The following is a 15010-nucleotide window of genomic DNA, read 5'->3' on the forward strand; positions in this document are numbered from 1 at the left end:
AGAGACCGCCCGAAGGCGACCTCTTCCTCACAATTCCCCAATCGGTGCGCTGGGGCAGGTCTCGCTATGCCGCCCGCACGGTCGCGAGGAAGCGGCTCACCTCCGCCGAGAGCTGCTCGGACTGGCGCGACAATTCGGAAGCCGCGTCGAGCACTTGGCCCGCCGCCGTGCCGGTCTCCTCGGACGCGCGGGCGACCCCGGCGATGTTGCTCGTCACCTCGGCCGTTCCGGTCGAGGCCTGGGCGACGTTGCGCACGATCTCCTGCGTCGCCGCACCTTGCTGCTCGACCGCCGCCGCGATACCGGCCGCGACGCCGTTGATCTCGCGGATGCGACCGGAAATGCCGCCGATGGCCGCGACCGCCTGATCCGTCGCGACCTGGATCGTGCCGATCTGCTGCGCGATCTCGCTGGTCGCCCTGGCGGTCTGGTTGGCCAGTTCCTTGACCTCGGCAGCGACCACAGCGAAGCCACGCCCGGCCTCCCCGGCACGCGCCGCCTCGATGGTGGCGTTGAGAGCCAGCAGGTTGGTCTGTCCGGCGATCGTCGAGATCATCGATACCACGTCGCCGATCTTGGCGGCCGCGCTCGACAGGTTCTGGACCAGCCCGGCGGTCTGGTCGGCTTCGCCGACCGCGGCCTGAGCGAGCTCGGACGAATTGGCCACCTGCCGGCCGATCTCGTGCACGGAGGTGCCGAGTTCTTCCGCTGCGGCGGCGACGGTTCCCACATTGGTCGCCGCCTCCTCGGCCGCAGACGCCACGGTGATCGATTGGGAAGCCGTCTCGTCGGCGGTCCCCGACATGGTCTGGGCCGTGGCCTGCAGCTCGGTGGCCGCCGACGTGACCGTGCCGATGATCCCGCCGACGGCGGCCTCGAAGCTGTCGGCCATCGACCGCATCGCCGCCTTCCGCTGCTCCTCGGCCGAAGCGCGGGCAAGCGCCGTCTCGGCTTCCAGGGCGCGGGTGCGGATCAGGTTGTCCTTGAACACTTGGACGGCGGCGGCCATCGCACCGATCTCGTCCCGGCGCTGCCGGTACGGCACGGGTGTCTCGACGTCACCCGCGGCGAGCGCGCCCATCATCCCGGTGATGCCGGTGATCGGCCGCGAGATCCGCTGGAAGCCGAACAGCATGGCACCGAGGGCGACGATCACGGCGACCGCCATCGCGACACTCGCGGCGATCGAAGCGGTCTCGACATTGTCGACCGCGGCGGACGCGTCGCGCGTGGAGCCGTCGCGATTGAGGGTAATCGCGCGGGCGATCAGGTCGCTCGATTGGCTGTACACGGAAAGCAGGCTGGGCCCGACCAGCTCCGCCATGGCCTCCCGCTGCCGGCCTTGCTCCATCATCACGAGGATATGGCGGCTCGCCTCATCGTAGCGGGACCACAGCTCCGAAAACTGCGTGTAGAGCGCACGTTCTTCCGGGGACGAGATCAGGGGCTCGTAGCGCTTGCGCGCCGCCGCCATGTCGGCCGTCGCCCGCTCGTAAAAGGTCCGGTTCGTAGCCAGCGTTCCGGAATCGGTGGATGTCGTGACGATCCGATACTGCCGCAGGCGCATCTGGCTTGCGGCCGTCCCCATCTCGTTGACGGCGATGACGGACGGAAGCCAGTTGGCGGCCACCTCACTGACACCGCGGCGGATCAACGACAGCTCTCTCAAGGATACGGCACCCTGGCCGATCGTGATGAGCATCACCCCACCGAACAGGGCGATGAGAGCCGTTTTAAGAGAGAAGCGCATCGGATAGGTGGGCGCGTAAGATGCCGAAGTGTCCGCCGCGCACGGATCACCCAGGTCTGCTGACAAAAAACTGATAGATTGAACTTCTTAACGAGAAGATTAAGATAACCGTCCCGCGATTTGGCGTAAGACAATCTCCGCCGATCGGAGCTGCACTCAAGCCACAGCCTTCTTCTGACAGAGGCCGCGTCGGCAGAACCTGATTCTGAAATCCATCCCCATCGATCTTCGGAAACGCCCGATCTATGGGCTAATCTTCTTATCGCCTCGAACCAGCGCATCCGCTTTCGCTGGCCGTCGGGCCTCGAACGAAGGGGAGGACGAATTCTTCGAAGTCAGTTGAATCTACAACGCCTGCGGAGAAGGCAAATGCGCGCCGAACGGTGGTCAACGCCGGGGATTTTTGAGCGCCGACATCCGGGCGAATGTGCTCTTCGACAGATGATCGTCGGCGCCGAGCGTCGATCCGTCTTGTCAGTCCGTCGTGCCGGCCGCGGACGCGGCGACGTTCAGGGCCTGATCTCGATGGGCGTGTCCAGATCGACGCGGGCGTAGATCGCCCGCATCTCGGCGTTGGTGACGCCGACGCAGCCCTGGGTCCAGTCCCTCAGCCGGTGCAGGCCACCGAGCCAGGAGAAGCCGTTCATCAGCCCGTGGATCATGATGTCGCCACCGGGCGAGTAGCCGCCGGCCCGCGCCGCCGCCGCGTCGGCCGGGGAGGGGTAGGATACCTTGAGGGAAAGATGGGCGACGCTGCGCGGATTGCGGAACGCGATCGCATAGATGCCTTCGGGCGTGCGCCCGTCGCCTTCGCGGACCTTGTGCCCTTCCGGCGCGAAGCCGAGGGAGATGGGGTAGGTCGCGAGCACACGGCCCTCGCGCAGCAGGGTCAGGCGGCGCGCCGCCTTCTCCACGAGGACGCGGTCGGCGCGCTCAGCCTCGGCCGCGAGCGGGGGCTCGGTGCGGCCGACTTGCAGGAAGTCGGCGAGCACGACGGCACCGGAGCCGAGGACGGCGAGGCCGCCGATCAATGCCGCGATGCGCCCGCGCCGTCTCATCGCGGCGTTAGCCGACCTTGGCCAGGGCCTGCTCGATATCGGCGATGAGATCCTCGGGATCCTCCAGGCCGATCGAGAGACGCACGGTCTCGGGGCCGACGCAGGCCGCCGCGCGCTCCTCGGGGCGGAGCTGACGATGGGTCGTGGTGGCCGGGTGGATCACGAGCGACTTGATCTCGCCGATGTTCACGAGGTGCGAGACCAGTTCCAGGTTCGCGATGAATTGCAGGGCCGCAGGCTCGCCGCCCTTCAGCGCGAAGGTGAAGATCGACCCCGGCCCCTGCGGCACGTAGCGGTTGGCCAAGGCCTCACCCTTCTGGCCGGGAAGGGCGGGATAACTCACCCACGCCACCGCCGGATGGTCCTTGAGATAGGCCGCGACCGTCTTGGCGTTCGCGCAGTGGCGCGCCATCCGCAGCGGCAGCGTCTCGATGCCGGTGAGCGTGAGGAAGGCATTCATCGGCGAGAGGCCGGGGCCGAGGTCGCGCAGGCCGAACAGGCGGCAAGCCACGGCGAAGCTGATCTCGGGGAAACGATCGCTGACGATCAGGCCGTCATAGTCCGGCCAGGGATCGTTGATGAGGTTGTAACGCGAGCCCTGCGCCTTCCAATCGAAGGTGCCGGCATCGCAGATCATGCCGCCGATCACCTGGCCCGAGCCGCCGAGGAACTTCGAGGTCGAGTGGACGACGATGTCGGCGCCGTACTCGATCGGGCGGATCAGCGCGGGCGAGGCCAGGGTGTTGTCGATGACGAGCGGCAGGCCGTGCCGCTTGGCGACCGCGGCGATGCCCTCGATATCCATCACCGTGGCGCAGGGATTGACGATCGACTCGCAGATGATCGCCTTGGTCTGCGGCGTGATCGCGGCTTCGAACGCCTCCGGCGTCAGGTCCGCGGCGAAGTGCGGCTTCAGGTCGTAGCGCCCCTCCAGGCGGCGCATCAGGCCGAGCGAGCCGCCGAACAGGCGCGGCGAGGCGACGTAGGCATCGCCCGTCTGCATCAGCGTCATCATCACCAGCAGCACCGCCGACTGCCCGGACGAGACGGCAACCGCCGCCTTGGCGCCCTCCAATGCGGCGACCCGACGCTCCAGCGCGGCGACCGTCGGGTTCGAGCCGCGCGAGTAGGAGAAGCCGGTCTTGCGCATGGCGAAGATGTCGGCGGCCTGCTCCGTCGAGTCGAAGACGAAGCCGTTGGTGAAGTAGATCGGCTGCACCCGCGCACCGGTGGCCGGATCGGGCGCGGCGCCCGCATGGACCGCCTGTGTGGCGAAGCGGAGGGTTTTTGGCTCGGCGGTCATGGCGGGACCTGAACTGATCGGTCTGTCGGCGCGCGGGGCAGCGCGCCACTCTCACGCGCCTTCTGCCGTGAAACGAACCGCGGCGAAACCCGCGATTGGCCCCCGCGCGCATCGGCCATGCGCGCAACGTCTGCGGGAGGCCGTCAGGCCGCGCGCTTGAGGCAGGCCTTGAGGGTGCGCACCAGCATGGTCGGCGCGTACGGCTTCGGGATGAAGCGGGCACCGTCCGGCATGTCGCCGGGGCCGGGCGTGCCCATGCCGGAGACGATCAGCACCGGGATTTCCGGCCAGCGGTGGGCGACGAGGCGGGCCAGGGCGAAGCCGTCCATCGAGCCCATCGGCATGTCGACGTCCGTCATCACGATCCCGACATCGGGCCGGCCTTCCAGCACGTCGAGCGCCTTGTCGGCATGGTGCGCTTCGAGGACGTTGAATCCGGCCTCGGCCAGTGTATCGGACGCTTCCATCAGTAGCAGACCGTCATCTTCGACGAGGAGGACGACGGGCGACTCTGTCGGGTTCTCTATCATAAGCCTGCAAACGATCTCGGGCCGACACTGGTTGCGGGCCTAATTCGCACCTGCAGCGAGGTCAAGGAAGGGACGACCCGCAATTGTGCAGAGCGGGAAATTCAATCTTGACCTTACGCGTGCGCTGGGACCGGCGTCCGACGTGCCTTCAAATGCGCCAGCGCCTCCGGCCGCGGCCCGCCGGTCGCCCAGTCGAGCAGCTCGACCGTGTGCAGGATCGGGATGTCGGTGCCCTTTCCGATCTGGGTGGCGCAGCCGATATTGCCGGTGGCGATGATGTCGGGCCGGACGCGCTCGATATTGGCGACCTTGCGATCACGCAGACGGGCGGCGATCTCCGGCTGAAGGATGTTGTAGGTTCCGGCCGAGCCGCAGCAGATATGGCCCTCCGGCACATCCTTCACCGTGAAGCCGGCCGTCTTGAGCAGGGTTTTCGGCTCGGTGCGGATGGCCTGCCCGTGCTGCATCGAGCAGGCGGAATGGTAGGCGACCACGAGGTCGGTATCCTCGACCGGGGGAAGCAGGCCGATCTCGGCCATGTACTCGGTCACGTCCTTTGCGATACCCGAGACCCGCGCGGCCTTCTCGGCATAGGCCGGGTCGTCGCGGAACATGAAACCGTAATCCTTGATCGTCGTGCCGCAGCCCGAGGCGGTGACGACGATGGCATCGAGGCCGGGCCCGTCCATCTCGGCGATCCAGGCGTCGATGGTGCGCTTGGCGTGACCGTGGGCGTTCTTCTCCTTGCCCATGTGATGGGTCAGTGCGCCGCAGCAGCCCTCGCCCTTGGGCAGGACCACCTCGACCCCATGGCGGTTGAGCAGACGGATCGCCGCCTCGTTGAAGTCCGGCCGCAGGACGCTCTGAGCGCAGCCGCGCAGCAGAGCGACCCGGCCGCGGCGCTGGGCCGGTGCCTTGTCCTCACCGGTCTGGAACAGGGCGCTGATCTCCTGCGCTGAGGGATCGGCGGGGAAGGTGCCGGGCCGGTCGGTGCGGTTGCGGTTCGGCAGTTGCGCCGGGGCGAGGTCGAGCATCGCCGCGAGCCGGTTGCCGACCCGCGGCAGACGGGCGACCAGCGGCCGGAACGGCGCCCCGATCTTGGCCGCCAGCAGCGCCACCCGGAACCGGTTCGGATAGGGCAGCACCAGGGCCAGCACCGCGCGCAGGAGCCGGTCGGAGAGCGGGCGCGCGTAGGTCTTCTCGATATGGGTGCGGGCGTGATCGACGAGGTGCATGTAATGCACGCCCGACGGACAGGTCGTCATGCAGGAGAGGCACGAGAGGCAGCGGTCGACATGCTTGACCACTTCGCGGCTCGCCGGCTTGCCGCCCTCCAGCATGTCCTTGATCAGGTAGATGCGTCCGCGCGGTGAATCGAGTTCGTCGCCGAGCAGGAGGTAGGTCGGGCAGGTCGCGGTACAGAATCCGCAATGCACGCAGGTGCGCAGGATCTTCTCCGAGGCCGCCATGGCGGGATCGGCGAGCTGCTCGGGGGCGAAATTGGTCTGCACGACACGCCTCGATGCGGTTTCTTACTTCTGGTGCGTGTCTTAAAGCCGTTCGCGCGGGCGAGGCAATCGGAACGGTTCTAAGCTGTTGCTGTGTCGCACGCCCTCACGATGACGGCCGCCGCGTCGGCCCGGACGGATCGACGCGGCGGTCAGACGTCACCGGTCCCGCGAGACGGTGAGCAGGCGGGCGATCAACCAGATCGGCACGACCACCACCGCACCCGCGAGGATCCAGCGGCCGAAATCGTGGAAGGTGTCGAGCCCGAGGTCAATCAGCGACCGGGTGAAATCGTAGAGCTGCCAGAACAGCAGGCCCGGCGTCAGGCCGAACATCGCCATCACCGCGCCGACGAGCACGGACAGGAACAGCAGCTTCACGAACACCGCCGCGGGCGAGCCGCCGAGAAAGCGGTTGAGGCCGGAGCGTCGGCGGGTCGCACCATGACGCGGATCGGCCGGATAAGCGTTGGAGTCGAGCGGGGTGCGGCGCCGCGATTCGTGATCGCCGATCATTCTGCCGATATCCTTGGTGTTCCGTGACACCCTCGCAACGGCGTTGCTGCTTCGCCACACTTCTGCGAAACCGGGACGCCGCAGCATCATTCGACGCATTCGGGGTAGCAGCCAGATGGCATCCTCGAACGTTCCGCTCAAGATGGCAGGCGGCATCCGGCCCTGCCGACTCCCGATGACCCCATAAAGCGCGACCTGATTAAGGCCATGATCGACCACGCTCTGTTCGACCCGGCGACCATTGATGCCGAGACGAAGGCGCTCAATACCGAGATCGTGGCCGCCCACGCCGCGCAGGCCGACCCATGGTCGCTGCCGATCGAAGAGGTGCGCGCGCGCCGCCGGGCGGGCACGCAGGCCTCTCCTGCCATGCCGCGCAGCTCGCGCGCCGAGACCGTGACCATCAAGGGACCCGCCGGCCCGCTGGCGCTGCGGGTGATCCGCCCGCTGGGCAGGGCGCGGGGCGCCTACCTGCACATCCACCGCGGCGGCTGGGTCTGGGGCGCGGCCGACGAGCAGGATCCCTGGCTCGAACGCATCGCCGACACCTGCGGCTTCGTCTGCCTGTCGGTCGAGTACCGGCTGGCGCCGGAGCATCCCTATCCCGCCGCCCTCGAGGACTGCGAGGCGGCCGCCCTGTGGCTCGCCGGCCCCGGCAAGGCGGAGCTCGGCGTTCACGCCCTGACCATCGGCGGCGAATCCGTCGGCGCACATCTCGCGGTGATGACGCTTTTGCGCCTGCGCGACCGGCACAACCTGCCCCGCGCCTTCCGCGGCGCCAACCTCAATGCCGGCTTCTACGATCTCGGCCTGACCCCGAGCGTGCGGCTGTGGGGCGAGGAACGCCTCGTCATCAACACCACCGACCTCAAGCGCTTCGCCGACGGTTACGTGCGCGAGGGCATCGACCGGCGCCGTCCTGATGTGTCGCCGCTCTATGCCGACCTGAAGGGCCTGCCGCCGGCCCTGTTCACCGTCGGCACCGCCGACCCGCTGCTCGACGACACGCTCTACATGTCGGCCCGCTGGGCGGCGGCCAACAATGGCGGCCACACCGCGGTCTATGCCGGCGGCTGCCACATCTTCGTGCGCTACCCCGGCGCGTTGACCGAGCGGGCCCTGGAGCTGATCGACCGCTTCCTGATGGCGCTGGCGTGACGCGGTGACGGCCCGCGGCCGACGTCCTACCTGAGCCGGGTGCCAGCGCCCCCAGACCTCCCGCCGCGCTTCTCCGCGTGGTTCGCCTCCCGCGGCTGGTCACCCCGCCCGCATCAGCTCGAACTGCTCGCGACCGTCCGGTCCGGACGCTCGGCGCTGCTCGTCGCCCCCACGGGCGCGGGCAAGACGCTGGCCGGCTTCCTGCCGAGCCTGGTCGAGCTGAGCGAGCGGCAAGGGACCAAGGGCAAGAAGACGGGACTGCACACCCTCTACGTCTCGCCGCTTAAGGCGCTCGCGGTCGACATCGCCCGCAACCTCGAAGCGCCGATCGAAGGCATGGAACTGCCCGTCACGGTCGAGACCCGCACCGGCGACACCCCGGCGCACAAGCGCGCGCGGCAGATCCAGCGCCCACCCGACATCCTGCTCACCACGCCCGAACAGCTCTCGCTGCTGCTCGCCCACCGGGAAGCGGAGGTCTTCTTCGCCGGGCTGAAGACGGTCGTGCTCGACGAGTTGCACGCCCTCGTCACCTCGAAGCGCGGCGATCTCCTCTCCCTCGCGCTCGCCCGCGTGCGCCGACTGGCACCGGAGGCCCGCGCCATCGGCCTCTCGGCCACCGTGCGCGAACCGGAGGAACTCCAAAAGTACCTCGTCGGGCAGGTGCCGGGCGAGGACCGCCGGGCCGACCTCGTCGTGGTGAAGGGCGGTGCCAAGCCCGACCTGCACATGCTCGAAGTGAACCGGACGCTCCCGCTCGCCGGCCACACCGCCTGGCACTCGATGCCGGCGATCTACGACCTGATCCGGGCGCACCGCATGGTGCTCGTCTTCGTCAACACCCGCCTCCAGGCCGAGTACACCTTCCAGGAACTGTGGCGGCTCAACGACGACACGCTGCCGATCGCCCTGCATCACGGCTCGCTCGACGCCACGCAGCGCCGCCGGGTCGAGGCGGCGATGGCGGCGGGGCAGTTGCGCGCCATCGTCTGCACCGCGACGCTCGATCTCGGCATCGACTGGGGCGACGTCGATCTCGTGGTCAATCTCGGCGCGCCGAAGGGCGCGAGCCGGATCATGCAGCGGATCGGCCGGGCCAACCACCGCATGGACGAGCCGTCGAAGGCTTATCTCGTCCCCGGCAACCGCTTCGAGATGCTGGAATGCCGGGCCGCCCTCGACGCGGTGGAGGAGGCGGCCCAGGACACGCCGGACGCCCGCCTCGGCGCCCCCGACGTGCTCGCCCAGCATGTGCTGGGTATGGCCTGCGCCGACGCCTTCGATCCGCTCGAACTCTACGACGAGGTCATCTCGGCGGCACCCTACGCCACCCTCTCGTGGGAGGATTTCGAGGCGGTGGTCGATTACGTCGCCACCGGCGGCTACGCGCTGCGCGCCTACGAACGCTTCGCCAAGATCCTGCGCGGGGCCGATGGGAAATGGAGGGTGCGCGACGCCCGGGTGGCGCAGCAATACCGCATGAACATCGGCACCATCGTCGAGTCGACGCACATCAAGGTGCGGATGGCCCGCAGCCTGCGCGCCAAGCCCGGCACCGTGCTGCCGAAGGGCGGGCGGACCCTCGGCGAGATCGAGGAGGATTTCGCCGAGACGCTCACCGTCGGCGATACCTTCCTGTTCGCGGGCGAGGTGCTGCGCTTCGAGGGGCTCGCCGAGGACGAGTGCCTCGTCACGCGCGCCGGCCCCGGCACCGATCCGGCGATTCCCTCCTATGCCGGCTCGAAGTTCCCGCTCTCGACCTTCCTCGCCGCGCGGGTGCGGGCGATCATCGCCGACCCGTTCGAGTGGGACCGCCTGCCGCGCCAGCTCTCGGACTACCTCGCGCAGCAGCGCCGCCACTCGGTCCTGCCCGGCGAGCGCGACCTCCTGGTCGAGACGTTTTCGCGCGCAGGGCGCCACTACCTCACCGCCTTCCCGTTCGAGGGGCGGCTCGCCCACCAGACGCTCGGCATGCTGCTAACCCGCCGTTTGGAACGCGCCCGGCTGCGCCCGCTCGGGTTCGCGGCCAACGATTACGGCATCGCCATCTGGTGCACGCGGGATCTGAGCGAGCGCGCCGCGCTCTCGCCGGACTTCATGGAGGCCCTGTTCGACGAGGACATGCTCGGCGACGACCTGGAGGCCTGGCTCGACGAGTCGGCGATGATGAAGCGCACCTTCCGGCAATGTGCGGTCATCGCCGGGTTGATCGAGCGGCGCTTTCCCGGCCAGAAGAAGACCGGCCGGCAGGTCACGATCTCGACCGACCTGATCTACGACGTGCTGCGCCGCCACCAGCCCGACCACCTGCTCCTGCGCGCCGCGCGGCAGGATGCGGCAACCGGACTCCTCGACGTAACCCGCCTCGGCATGATGCTGAGGCGTATCCGGGGGCGAATCACCCACAGGGCGCTCGACCGGGTCTCGCCGCTCTCCGTGTCCGTCATGCTCGAAATCGGGCGCGAGCGGGTCTACGGGGAGGGGGCCGACGAGATCCTGGCTGAGGCCGAAGCCGAGCTTCTTCAAGAGGCGCTCGGCTGACGCGGCCTGCCGCCTCCTCCGCGCGACACTGAGGACGATTACGTTGGCACTCGGCCAGAGACTCGAGAAGACCGTGAAGGGCACCGACCTTGCGCTTGCCGGCGAGGCCTTGAGCCTCGACCGCACCGGCGCCCTGTGGCTGCCTGAACACCGCACCCTGGTGGTGTCGGACCTCCATCTGGAGAAGGGCTCGTCGTTTGCCGCCCGCTCCGGCCAGTTCCTGCCGCCCTACGACACCCGCGAGACCCTGAGCCTTCTGCACGAGGTGATCCAGCGGCTCGATCCGGCCTGCGTGGTCGCGCTCGGCGATTCCTTCCACGATGCCCGCGGCCCCGAGCGGATGGAGCCCGGCGACCGGGCAATGATCGCCGCGCTTCAAGAAGGCCGCGACTGGGTCTGGATCGCCGGCAACCACGATGCGGCGGTGAGCGAGGGCGTCGGTGGGCGCTACTGCCAGACGGTTTCCGTCGGCGGCCTGACGCTGCGCCACGAGCCGCTGGCGGGGTCCGAGGTGGGCGAGATCGCCGGCCATCTCCACCCCTGCGGCAAGGTCACCATGCGCGGCCGCTCCGTGCGCCGCCGCTGTTTCGTCGGCGACGGACATCGCCTCGTCATGCCGGCCTTCGGCGCCTACACGGGCGGCCTCAACGTGCGCGACGCCGCCTTCGAACCGCTCTTCCCCGAGGGGTTCACGGCCTACCTGCTCGGCGACGGACGCGTGTTCGCGATCGGCCGGACCATGCTCGGGCGGGATTGAGGCGCACGCCCGTTCGGATTCGCTGACATGACGGGCTCATCGCTCCCCGAGCCGAAGCCGGGCCACAACACTCACAGGTCGTCATGCTGCATTTCGTTAGACCCCGTGAGGACGAGTTCCCGGAGAGAGCTGTCTGGCCTCACATCAGCATTGCGACCTTGGACAAGATGCCCGCCAATTACGAACTGGTGGAAAGCGAGACGTCGATCCACGCCCTTTGAAACAGTCACGGTGCATCACCCCGAGAGCCGGCGGCCGCGTTCGGGGCGATCCCTTACGCCGCCACCAGCAGCGCCGCCCCGGCGACCGCCGACAGGGCGAGCCGCAGGCGGCCCATCCAGACCGGGACCATGCCGCGGCGGGGAAGATCCTGATCGACGATGCCCCACAGCAGCACGAGCGCGCCGAGGATCCGGAGATCCCAGGGCGGCGGCGCGGCGAGCGCCGCCCAGGCGAGCAGCGACGGCACGATCGCGAGCCCGTAATCGCGCCAGCCCGCCTCCCGTGCCGCCGCCGCCCCCCAGCGGATACCGCCGAGGAACGAGGCGATCACCGCGCCGTAGGCCGAGAGGATGGTGCGCGGCGACAATCCGATGGTGCCGAGCCCGACATCCGTGCCGCTGACCGAAAGGGCCGCAAAACCCACGAACGGAATCAGCCCCGCGATGCCGAGAAGGACCGCGCTCGCGGGTACCGTGGTCAGCCGCCCCATGCCGTCTCCCTGGCTGATTGCCGCGTGGCCCGGGTCTGCCGGATCCACGCCTCGCCCGCGTCGACCGCCGGCCGTTCGAGACCCGGCATGGGTCACCGGCAGCCGGGGGTGTCATGAAGCATTCTAAACGCGCAGATCCTCATCCATCCCGCAACCGAGACCATTTGTTGCAGCGCCCGGCCTCACTCTCCACACCGGAAGGGACCTTCGCGCCGGATCATCGGGCCGCGGCGATGGCCCCGCGCCGATTTCGCCGCCAGGGTGCGGGCGACACGGCCCATCCCACGGTCCATCCCTCGCGTGATCCGCCCCATGCCGCTGCGACCCACGGACCTGAGACCAGCCCTGTCGCGGCTGCGCGGTGCCTCCGGCGATGCGTGGACGACCTGGCGCAGGCGGAGCCTGTTCCTGGTGGGCGGCGTCTGCGTCGGCTTGGCCGCGGTGCTGATGGCGAAGGCGGCCGATGCGGCGCAGGAGCTTTTCCGGCACGGGCTCCGCGCCTGGCCGGCCCTGGCGCTTCTGCTGTGCCCGGCCGGCTTCGCGCTCGCCGCATGGCTCGCCCGCACCGTCTTTCCGAACGCGCAGGGCTCGGGCATCCCGCAGGTGATCGCCGCCCGCGCGCTGGATGCCGGGTCTGCGCGCCGTGCGCTGGTCTCGCTCAAGGTCGCGGCGGGCAAGATCGTCGTGATGTGCCTCGGGCTCCTGTGCGGCGCCTCGATCGGTCGCGAAGGGCCGACCGTGCAGGTCGGCGCGGCGATCATGGCCGCCTTCGGAACTTTGAGCCCGGAGCGGATGCGCGGCCTGCTGCTCGCGGGCGGCGCGGCCGGGGTGGCGGCGGCCTTCAACACGCCGCTGGCCGGCATCGTCTTCGGCATCGAGGAACTCGGCCGGGCCTATGACAGCCGCGGCAGCGCGCTGATCGTCGCCACCATCATCGCCGCCGGCCTGACCTCGCTCGCGATCCTCGGCGACTACACGTATTTCGGCACGTCGGACGCGCGGCTCTCGCTGGCCGCCGGCTGGCTCGCGGTGCCGCTGCTCGGGGTAGCGGGCGGCTTTGCGGGCGGCCTGTTCAGCCGCATCGTCATCGCGTTCGGTCGCGGCCTGCCGGGACGGGTGGGCGGGATGATCGGGCGCCGTCCCGTCGTGTTCGCCGGCCTGTGCGGGCTCGGCGTCGCCCTGTGCGGGCTCGCCTCCGGCGGCACCGTCTACGGCACCGGCTACGAGGAGGCGCGGGCGCTCCTCCATGCCGGCAACGACCCTCGCTGGGATTTCGCCCCGCTCAAATTCCTGGCGACCGTTCTGTCCTCGATCAGCGGCATCCCCGGCGGTCTGTTCGCGCCATCGCTGGCCGTCGGCGCCGGGCTGGGCGCGGAGGCGAGCCTGTTCCTGCCGGACGTGCCCGTCGGCGCGCTGGTGCTGATCGGCATGACCGCCTACCTCACCGGCGTGCTTCAGGCGCCGATCACCTCCTTCGTCATCGTCACCGAGATGACCCAGAACCACGCGATGATGATTCCGCTGATGCTCGCGGCGCTGGTCGCGGATGCGGTCTCGAAGCTGGTCTGCCGCGGCGGCCTCTATCATAGCTTGGCGGAGGTGCTGGTGCGGCGGGCGGCCGGAGAACGACCCGCGTAAAGCGCGGACCGCGACGGAACGCCGCCACCTCGTTGGCCGTTACTGCTCCGCTTTTGTTTCGGAGTGAACTGCCATGACGCTTCTCAAGTGGGCTGCTATCGCCTTCGTTATCTCGCTCGTCGCCGGCGGCCTCGGCTTCACCGGCATCGCCTCCGGCGCGAGTTCGATCGCCCGCATCCTGTTCGGCCTGTTCCTGGTGCTCGCCATCGTCATCGTAGTGATCGCGCTGGCCATCGGTCAGGCAGTGTTCTGAGCCGCCGGCCCGGACCCGTGCGCCTCGACGGTCGCACCGCCCTCGTCACCGGCGCCTCCTCCGGGATCGGCGCCGAGACGGCCCTCGGGCTCGCCCGCCTTGGAGCGCGGGTCGGCCTGGTCGGGCGCGACCGCGAGCGTACGGAACGCGCCGCCGCGCATCTGCGCCGGGAGACCGGCGGCGCGGCGGACGTCTTTCTCGCCGACCTGTCGAGCCAAGCCGAGATCCGCCGCTTGGCGAGCGAGGTGCGGGCGCGCTACCCCGCCCTCGACCTCCTCGTGAACAATGCCGGCGCGATTTTCTCGGAGCGCCACGTCACGGCCGACGGGATCGAGCGAACCTGGGCCCTCGACCATCTCGCCTACGTGCTGCTGACGCACGAGCTGCGTCGCCCGCTCGAAGCCGCGCCCCGCGCCCGCATCGTCAACCTCGCCTCCGCCGCCCATACCCGCGGGCGCATCGACTTCGACAATCTCGGCGGCGAGCGCCGCTACGCGGCGATGAAGGCCTATGCCCAGGCCAAGCTCGGCAACGTGCTGTTCACCTATGCGCTCGCCCGGCGGCTGGCCGGAAGCGGCATCACCGTCAACGCGGTGCATCCGGGCGTCGTGGCGAGCGATTTCGCCAAGAACACGAAGGGCGGGCTCGGCTTCGCCTGGAGCCTGATCCGCCCGTTCCTGATCTCGACCGAGGCCGGCGCCAAGACCTCGCTCCACGTCGCCACGGCGCCCGAACTCGACGGCGTGAGCGGGCGCTACTTCGCCAAGAGCCGCGAGACCGCCTCGTCCGCCCGCAGCCGGGACGAGGCGTTGCAGGAGCGGGTCTGGGCCCTGAGCCGGCGCCAGACCGGAATCGAGGGATGACCCGGCTTCCGCTCGGTCGCCGTGGTGTCCCTCACAAAACTCTCGCCGCGCTGTCGTCGCCAGAGCGAGAACGGTCAGAGACCGGGAGTTTTGTGCGGCACTCTTACTCGGCACCCTTCTTCGCGTTGTTCTCCTTGCTCTTCTGCATGTGGGCGCGTCGGTTCTCTTCGAACTCATCGACGCTCGACGGATTGTTCGTCGCCGCGCTTGCAGGTTGAGCTTTGCTCCCCTTGGCGCTTTCGGCCTGTACGATCGTCGGCAGAGCCGCAGCCCCGGCAACGACGGCAGCAGCGATCAGGAGCTTGGAAACATGCATCATCGTTGAAACCTCCCTTAGTTACCTAAATATAATGCAGCATTTTCAGGTCGATGCAATATACGTCTGCACAATTCAGCTATTTATAAAAATATTATAATCTTATA

14 protein-coding genes are annotated in these 15010 nt (G+C 68.9%); 6 read left to right on the forward strand and 8 right to left on the reverse strand.

Annotated elements, in window-relative coordinates; genetic code table 11:
- Window positions 1–64 precede the first annotated feature (64 nt).
- From Y590_RS14835 to Y590_RS14860, 6 genes are all read right to left on the reverse strand, one after another.
- A complete protein-coding gene (locus Y590_RS14835) occupies window positions 65–1750 on the reverse strand; it encodes a methyl-accepting chemotaxis protein (RefSeq protein ID WP_060770532.1) in 1686 nt (561 codons plus the stop codon).
- Window positions 1751–2259: 509 nt separating this feature from the next.
- Window positions 2260–2808, reverse strand: coding sequence for a L,D-transpeptidase family protein (locus tag Y590_RS14840; protein WP_060770533.1), 549 nt, complete (start codon window positions 2806–2808; stop codon window positions 2260–2262).
- A 7-nt stretch (window positions 2809–2815) separates the two neighbouring features.
- Window positions 2816–4111 (reverse strand): O-acetylhomoserine aminocarboxypropyltransferase/cysteine synthase family protein, encoded by a 1296-nt coding sequence (locus tag Y590_RS14845; protein ID WP_060770534.1) that lies wholly within the window; start codon window positions 4109–4111, stop codon window positions 2816–2818.
- Window positions 4112–4254: 143 nt separating this feature from the next.
- The gene (locus Y590_RS14850; RefSeq protein ID WP_060770535.1) at window positions 4255–4641 is read right to left on the reverse strand and encodes a response regulator; all 387 of its coding nucleotides are present in this window, start codon (window positions 4639–4641) and stop codon (window positions 4255–4257) included.
- A gap of 113 nt (window positions 4642–4754) precedes the next feature.
- Entirely contained in the window at window positions 4755–6152 is a 1398-nt protein-coding gene (locus Y590_RS14855) for a heterodisulfide reductase-related iron-sulfur binding cluster (RefSeq protein WP_060770536.1), read from the reverse strand.
- Window positions 6153–6308: 156 nt separating this feature from the next.
- Window positions 6309–6665, reverse strand: a complete 357-nt coding sequence (locus Y590_RS14860) for a DUF6460 domain-containing protein (RefSeq protein WP_060770537.1) — start codon at window positions 6663–6665, stop codon at window positions 6309–6311.
- A 207-nt stretch (window positions 6666–6872) separates the two neighbouring features.
- On the opposite strand from Y590_RS14860, the gene Y590_RS14865 reads away from it, so the two are divergent.
- From Y590_RS14865 to pdeM, 3 genes are read left to right on the forward strand one after another with little or no spacing between them, the layout of a single operon-like run.
- On the forward strand, window positions 6873–7823 hold the full coding sequence (locus tag Y590_RS14865; RefSeq protein ID WP_060770538.1) for an alpha/beta hydrolase: 951 nt from the start codon (window positions 6873–6875) through the stop codon (window positions 7821–7823).
- Window positions 7824–7862: 39 nt separating this feature from the next.
- The gene (locus tag Y590_RS14870) at window positions 7863–10364 is read left to right on the forward strand and encodes a ligase-associated DNA damage response DEXH box helicase (protein WP_060770539.1); all 2502 of its coding nucleotides are present in this window, start codon (window positions 7863–7865) and stop codon (window positions 10362–10364) included.
- Between the two features lie 43 nt (window positions 10365–10407).
- Window positions 10408–11121, forward strand: a complete 714-nt coding sequence (pdeM, locus tag Y590_RS14875; protein ID WP_060770540.1) for a ligase-associated DNA damage response endonuclease PdeM — start codon at window positions 10408–10410, stop codon at window positions 11119–11121.
- Between the two features lie 274 nt (window positions 11122–11395).
- Here pdeM and Y590_RS14880 read toward each other — a convergent pair whose 3' ends face one another.
- Entirely contained in the window at window positions 11396–11833 is a 438-nt protein-coding gene (locus Y590_RS14880) for a DUF3429 domain-containing protein (RefSeq protein WP_060770541.1), read from the reverse strand.
- Window positions 11834–12145: 312 nt separating this feature from the next.
- On the opposite strand from Y590_RS14880, the gene Y590_RS14885 reads away from it, so the two are divergent.
- From Y590_RS14885 to Y590_RS14895, 3 genes are all read left to right on the forward strand, one after another.
- A complete protein-coding gene (locus tag Y590_RS14885) occupies window positions 12146–13471 on the forward strand; it encodes a chloride channel protein (RefSeq protein WP_060770542.1) in 1326 nt (441 codons plus the stop codon).
- Between the two features lie 73 nt (window positions 13472–13544).
- On the forward strand, window positions 13545–13724 hold the full coding sequence (locus Y590_RS14890) for a DUF1328 domain-containing protein (RefSeq protein WP_056202595.1): 180 nt from the start codon (window positions 13545–13547) through the stop codon (window positions 13722–13724).
- 17 nt (window positions 13725–13741) lie between these two features.
- On the forward strand, window positions 13742–14587 hold the full coding sequence (locus Y590_RS14895; protein ID WP_060770543.1) for an SDR family oxidoreductase: 846 nt from the start codon (window positions 13742–13744) through the stop codon (window positions 14585–14587).
- A gap of 103 nt (window positions 14588–14690) precedes the next feature.
- Here the strand turns inward: Y590_RS14895 and Y590_RS14900 are convergent, their stop codons facing one another.
- On the reverse strand, window positions 14691–14906 hold the full coding sequence (locus Y590_RS14900) for a hypothetical protein (RefSeq protein WP_060770544.1): 216 nt from the start codon (window positions 14904–14906) through the stop codon (window positions 14691–14693).
- Between the last annotated feature and the right edge of the window lie 104 nt (window positions 14907–15010).

It is taken from the genome of Methylobacterium sp. AMS5, assembly GCF_001542815.1.
Taxonomy (GTDB): Bacteria; Pseudomonadota; Alphaproteobacteria; order Rhizobiales; family Beijerinckiaceae; genus Methylobacterium.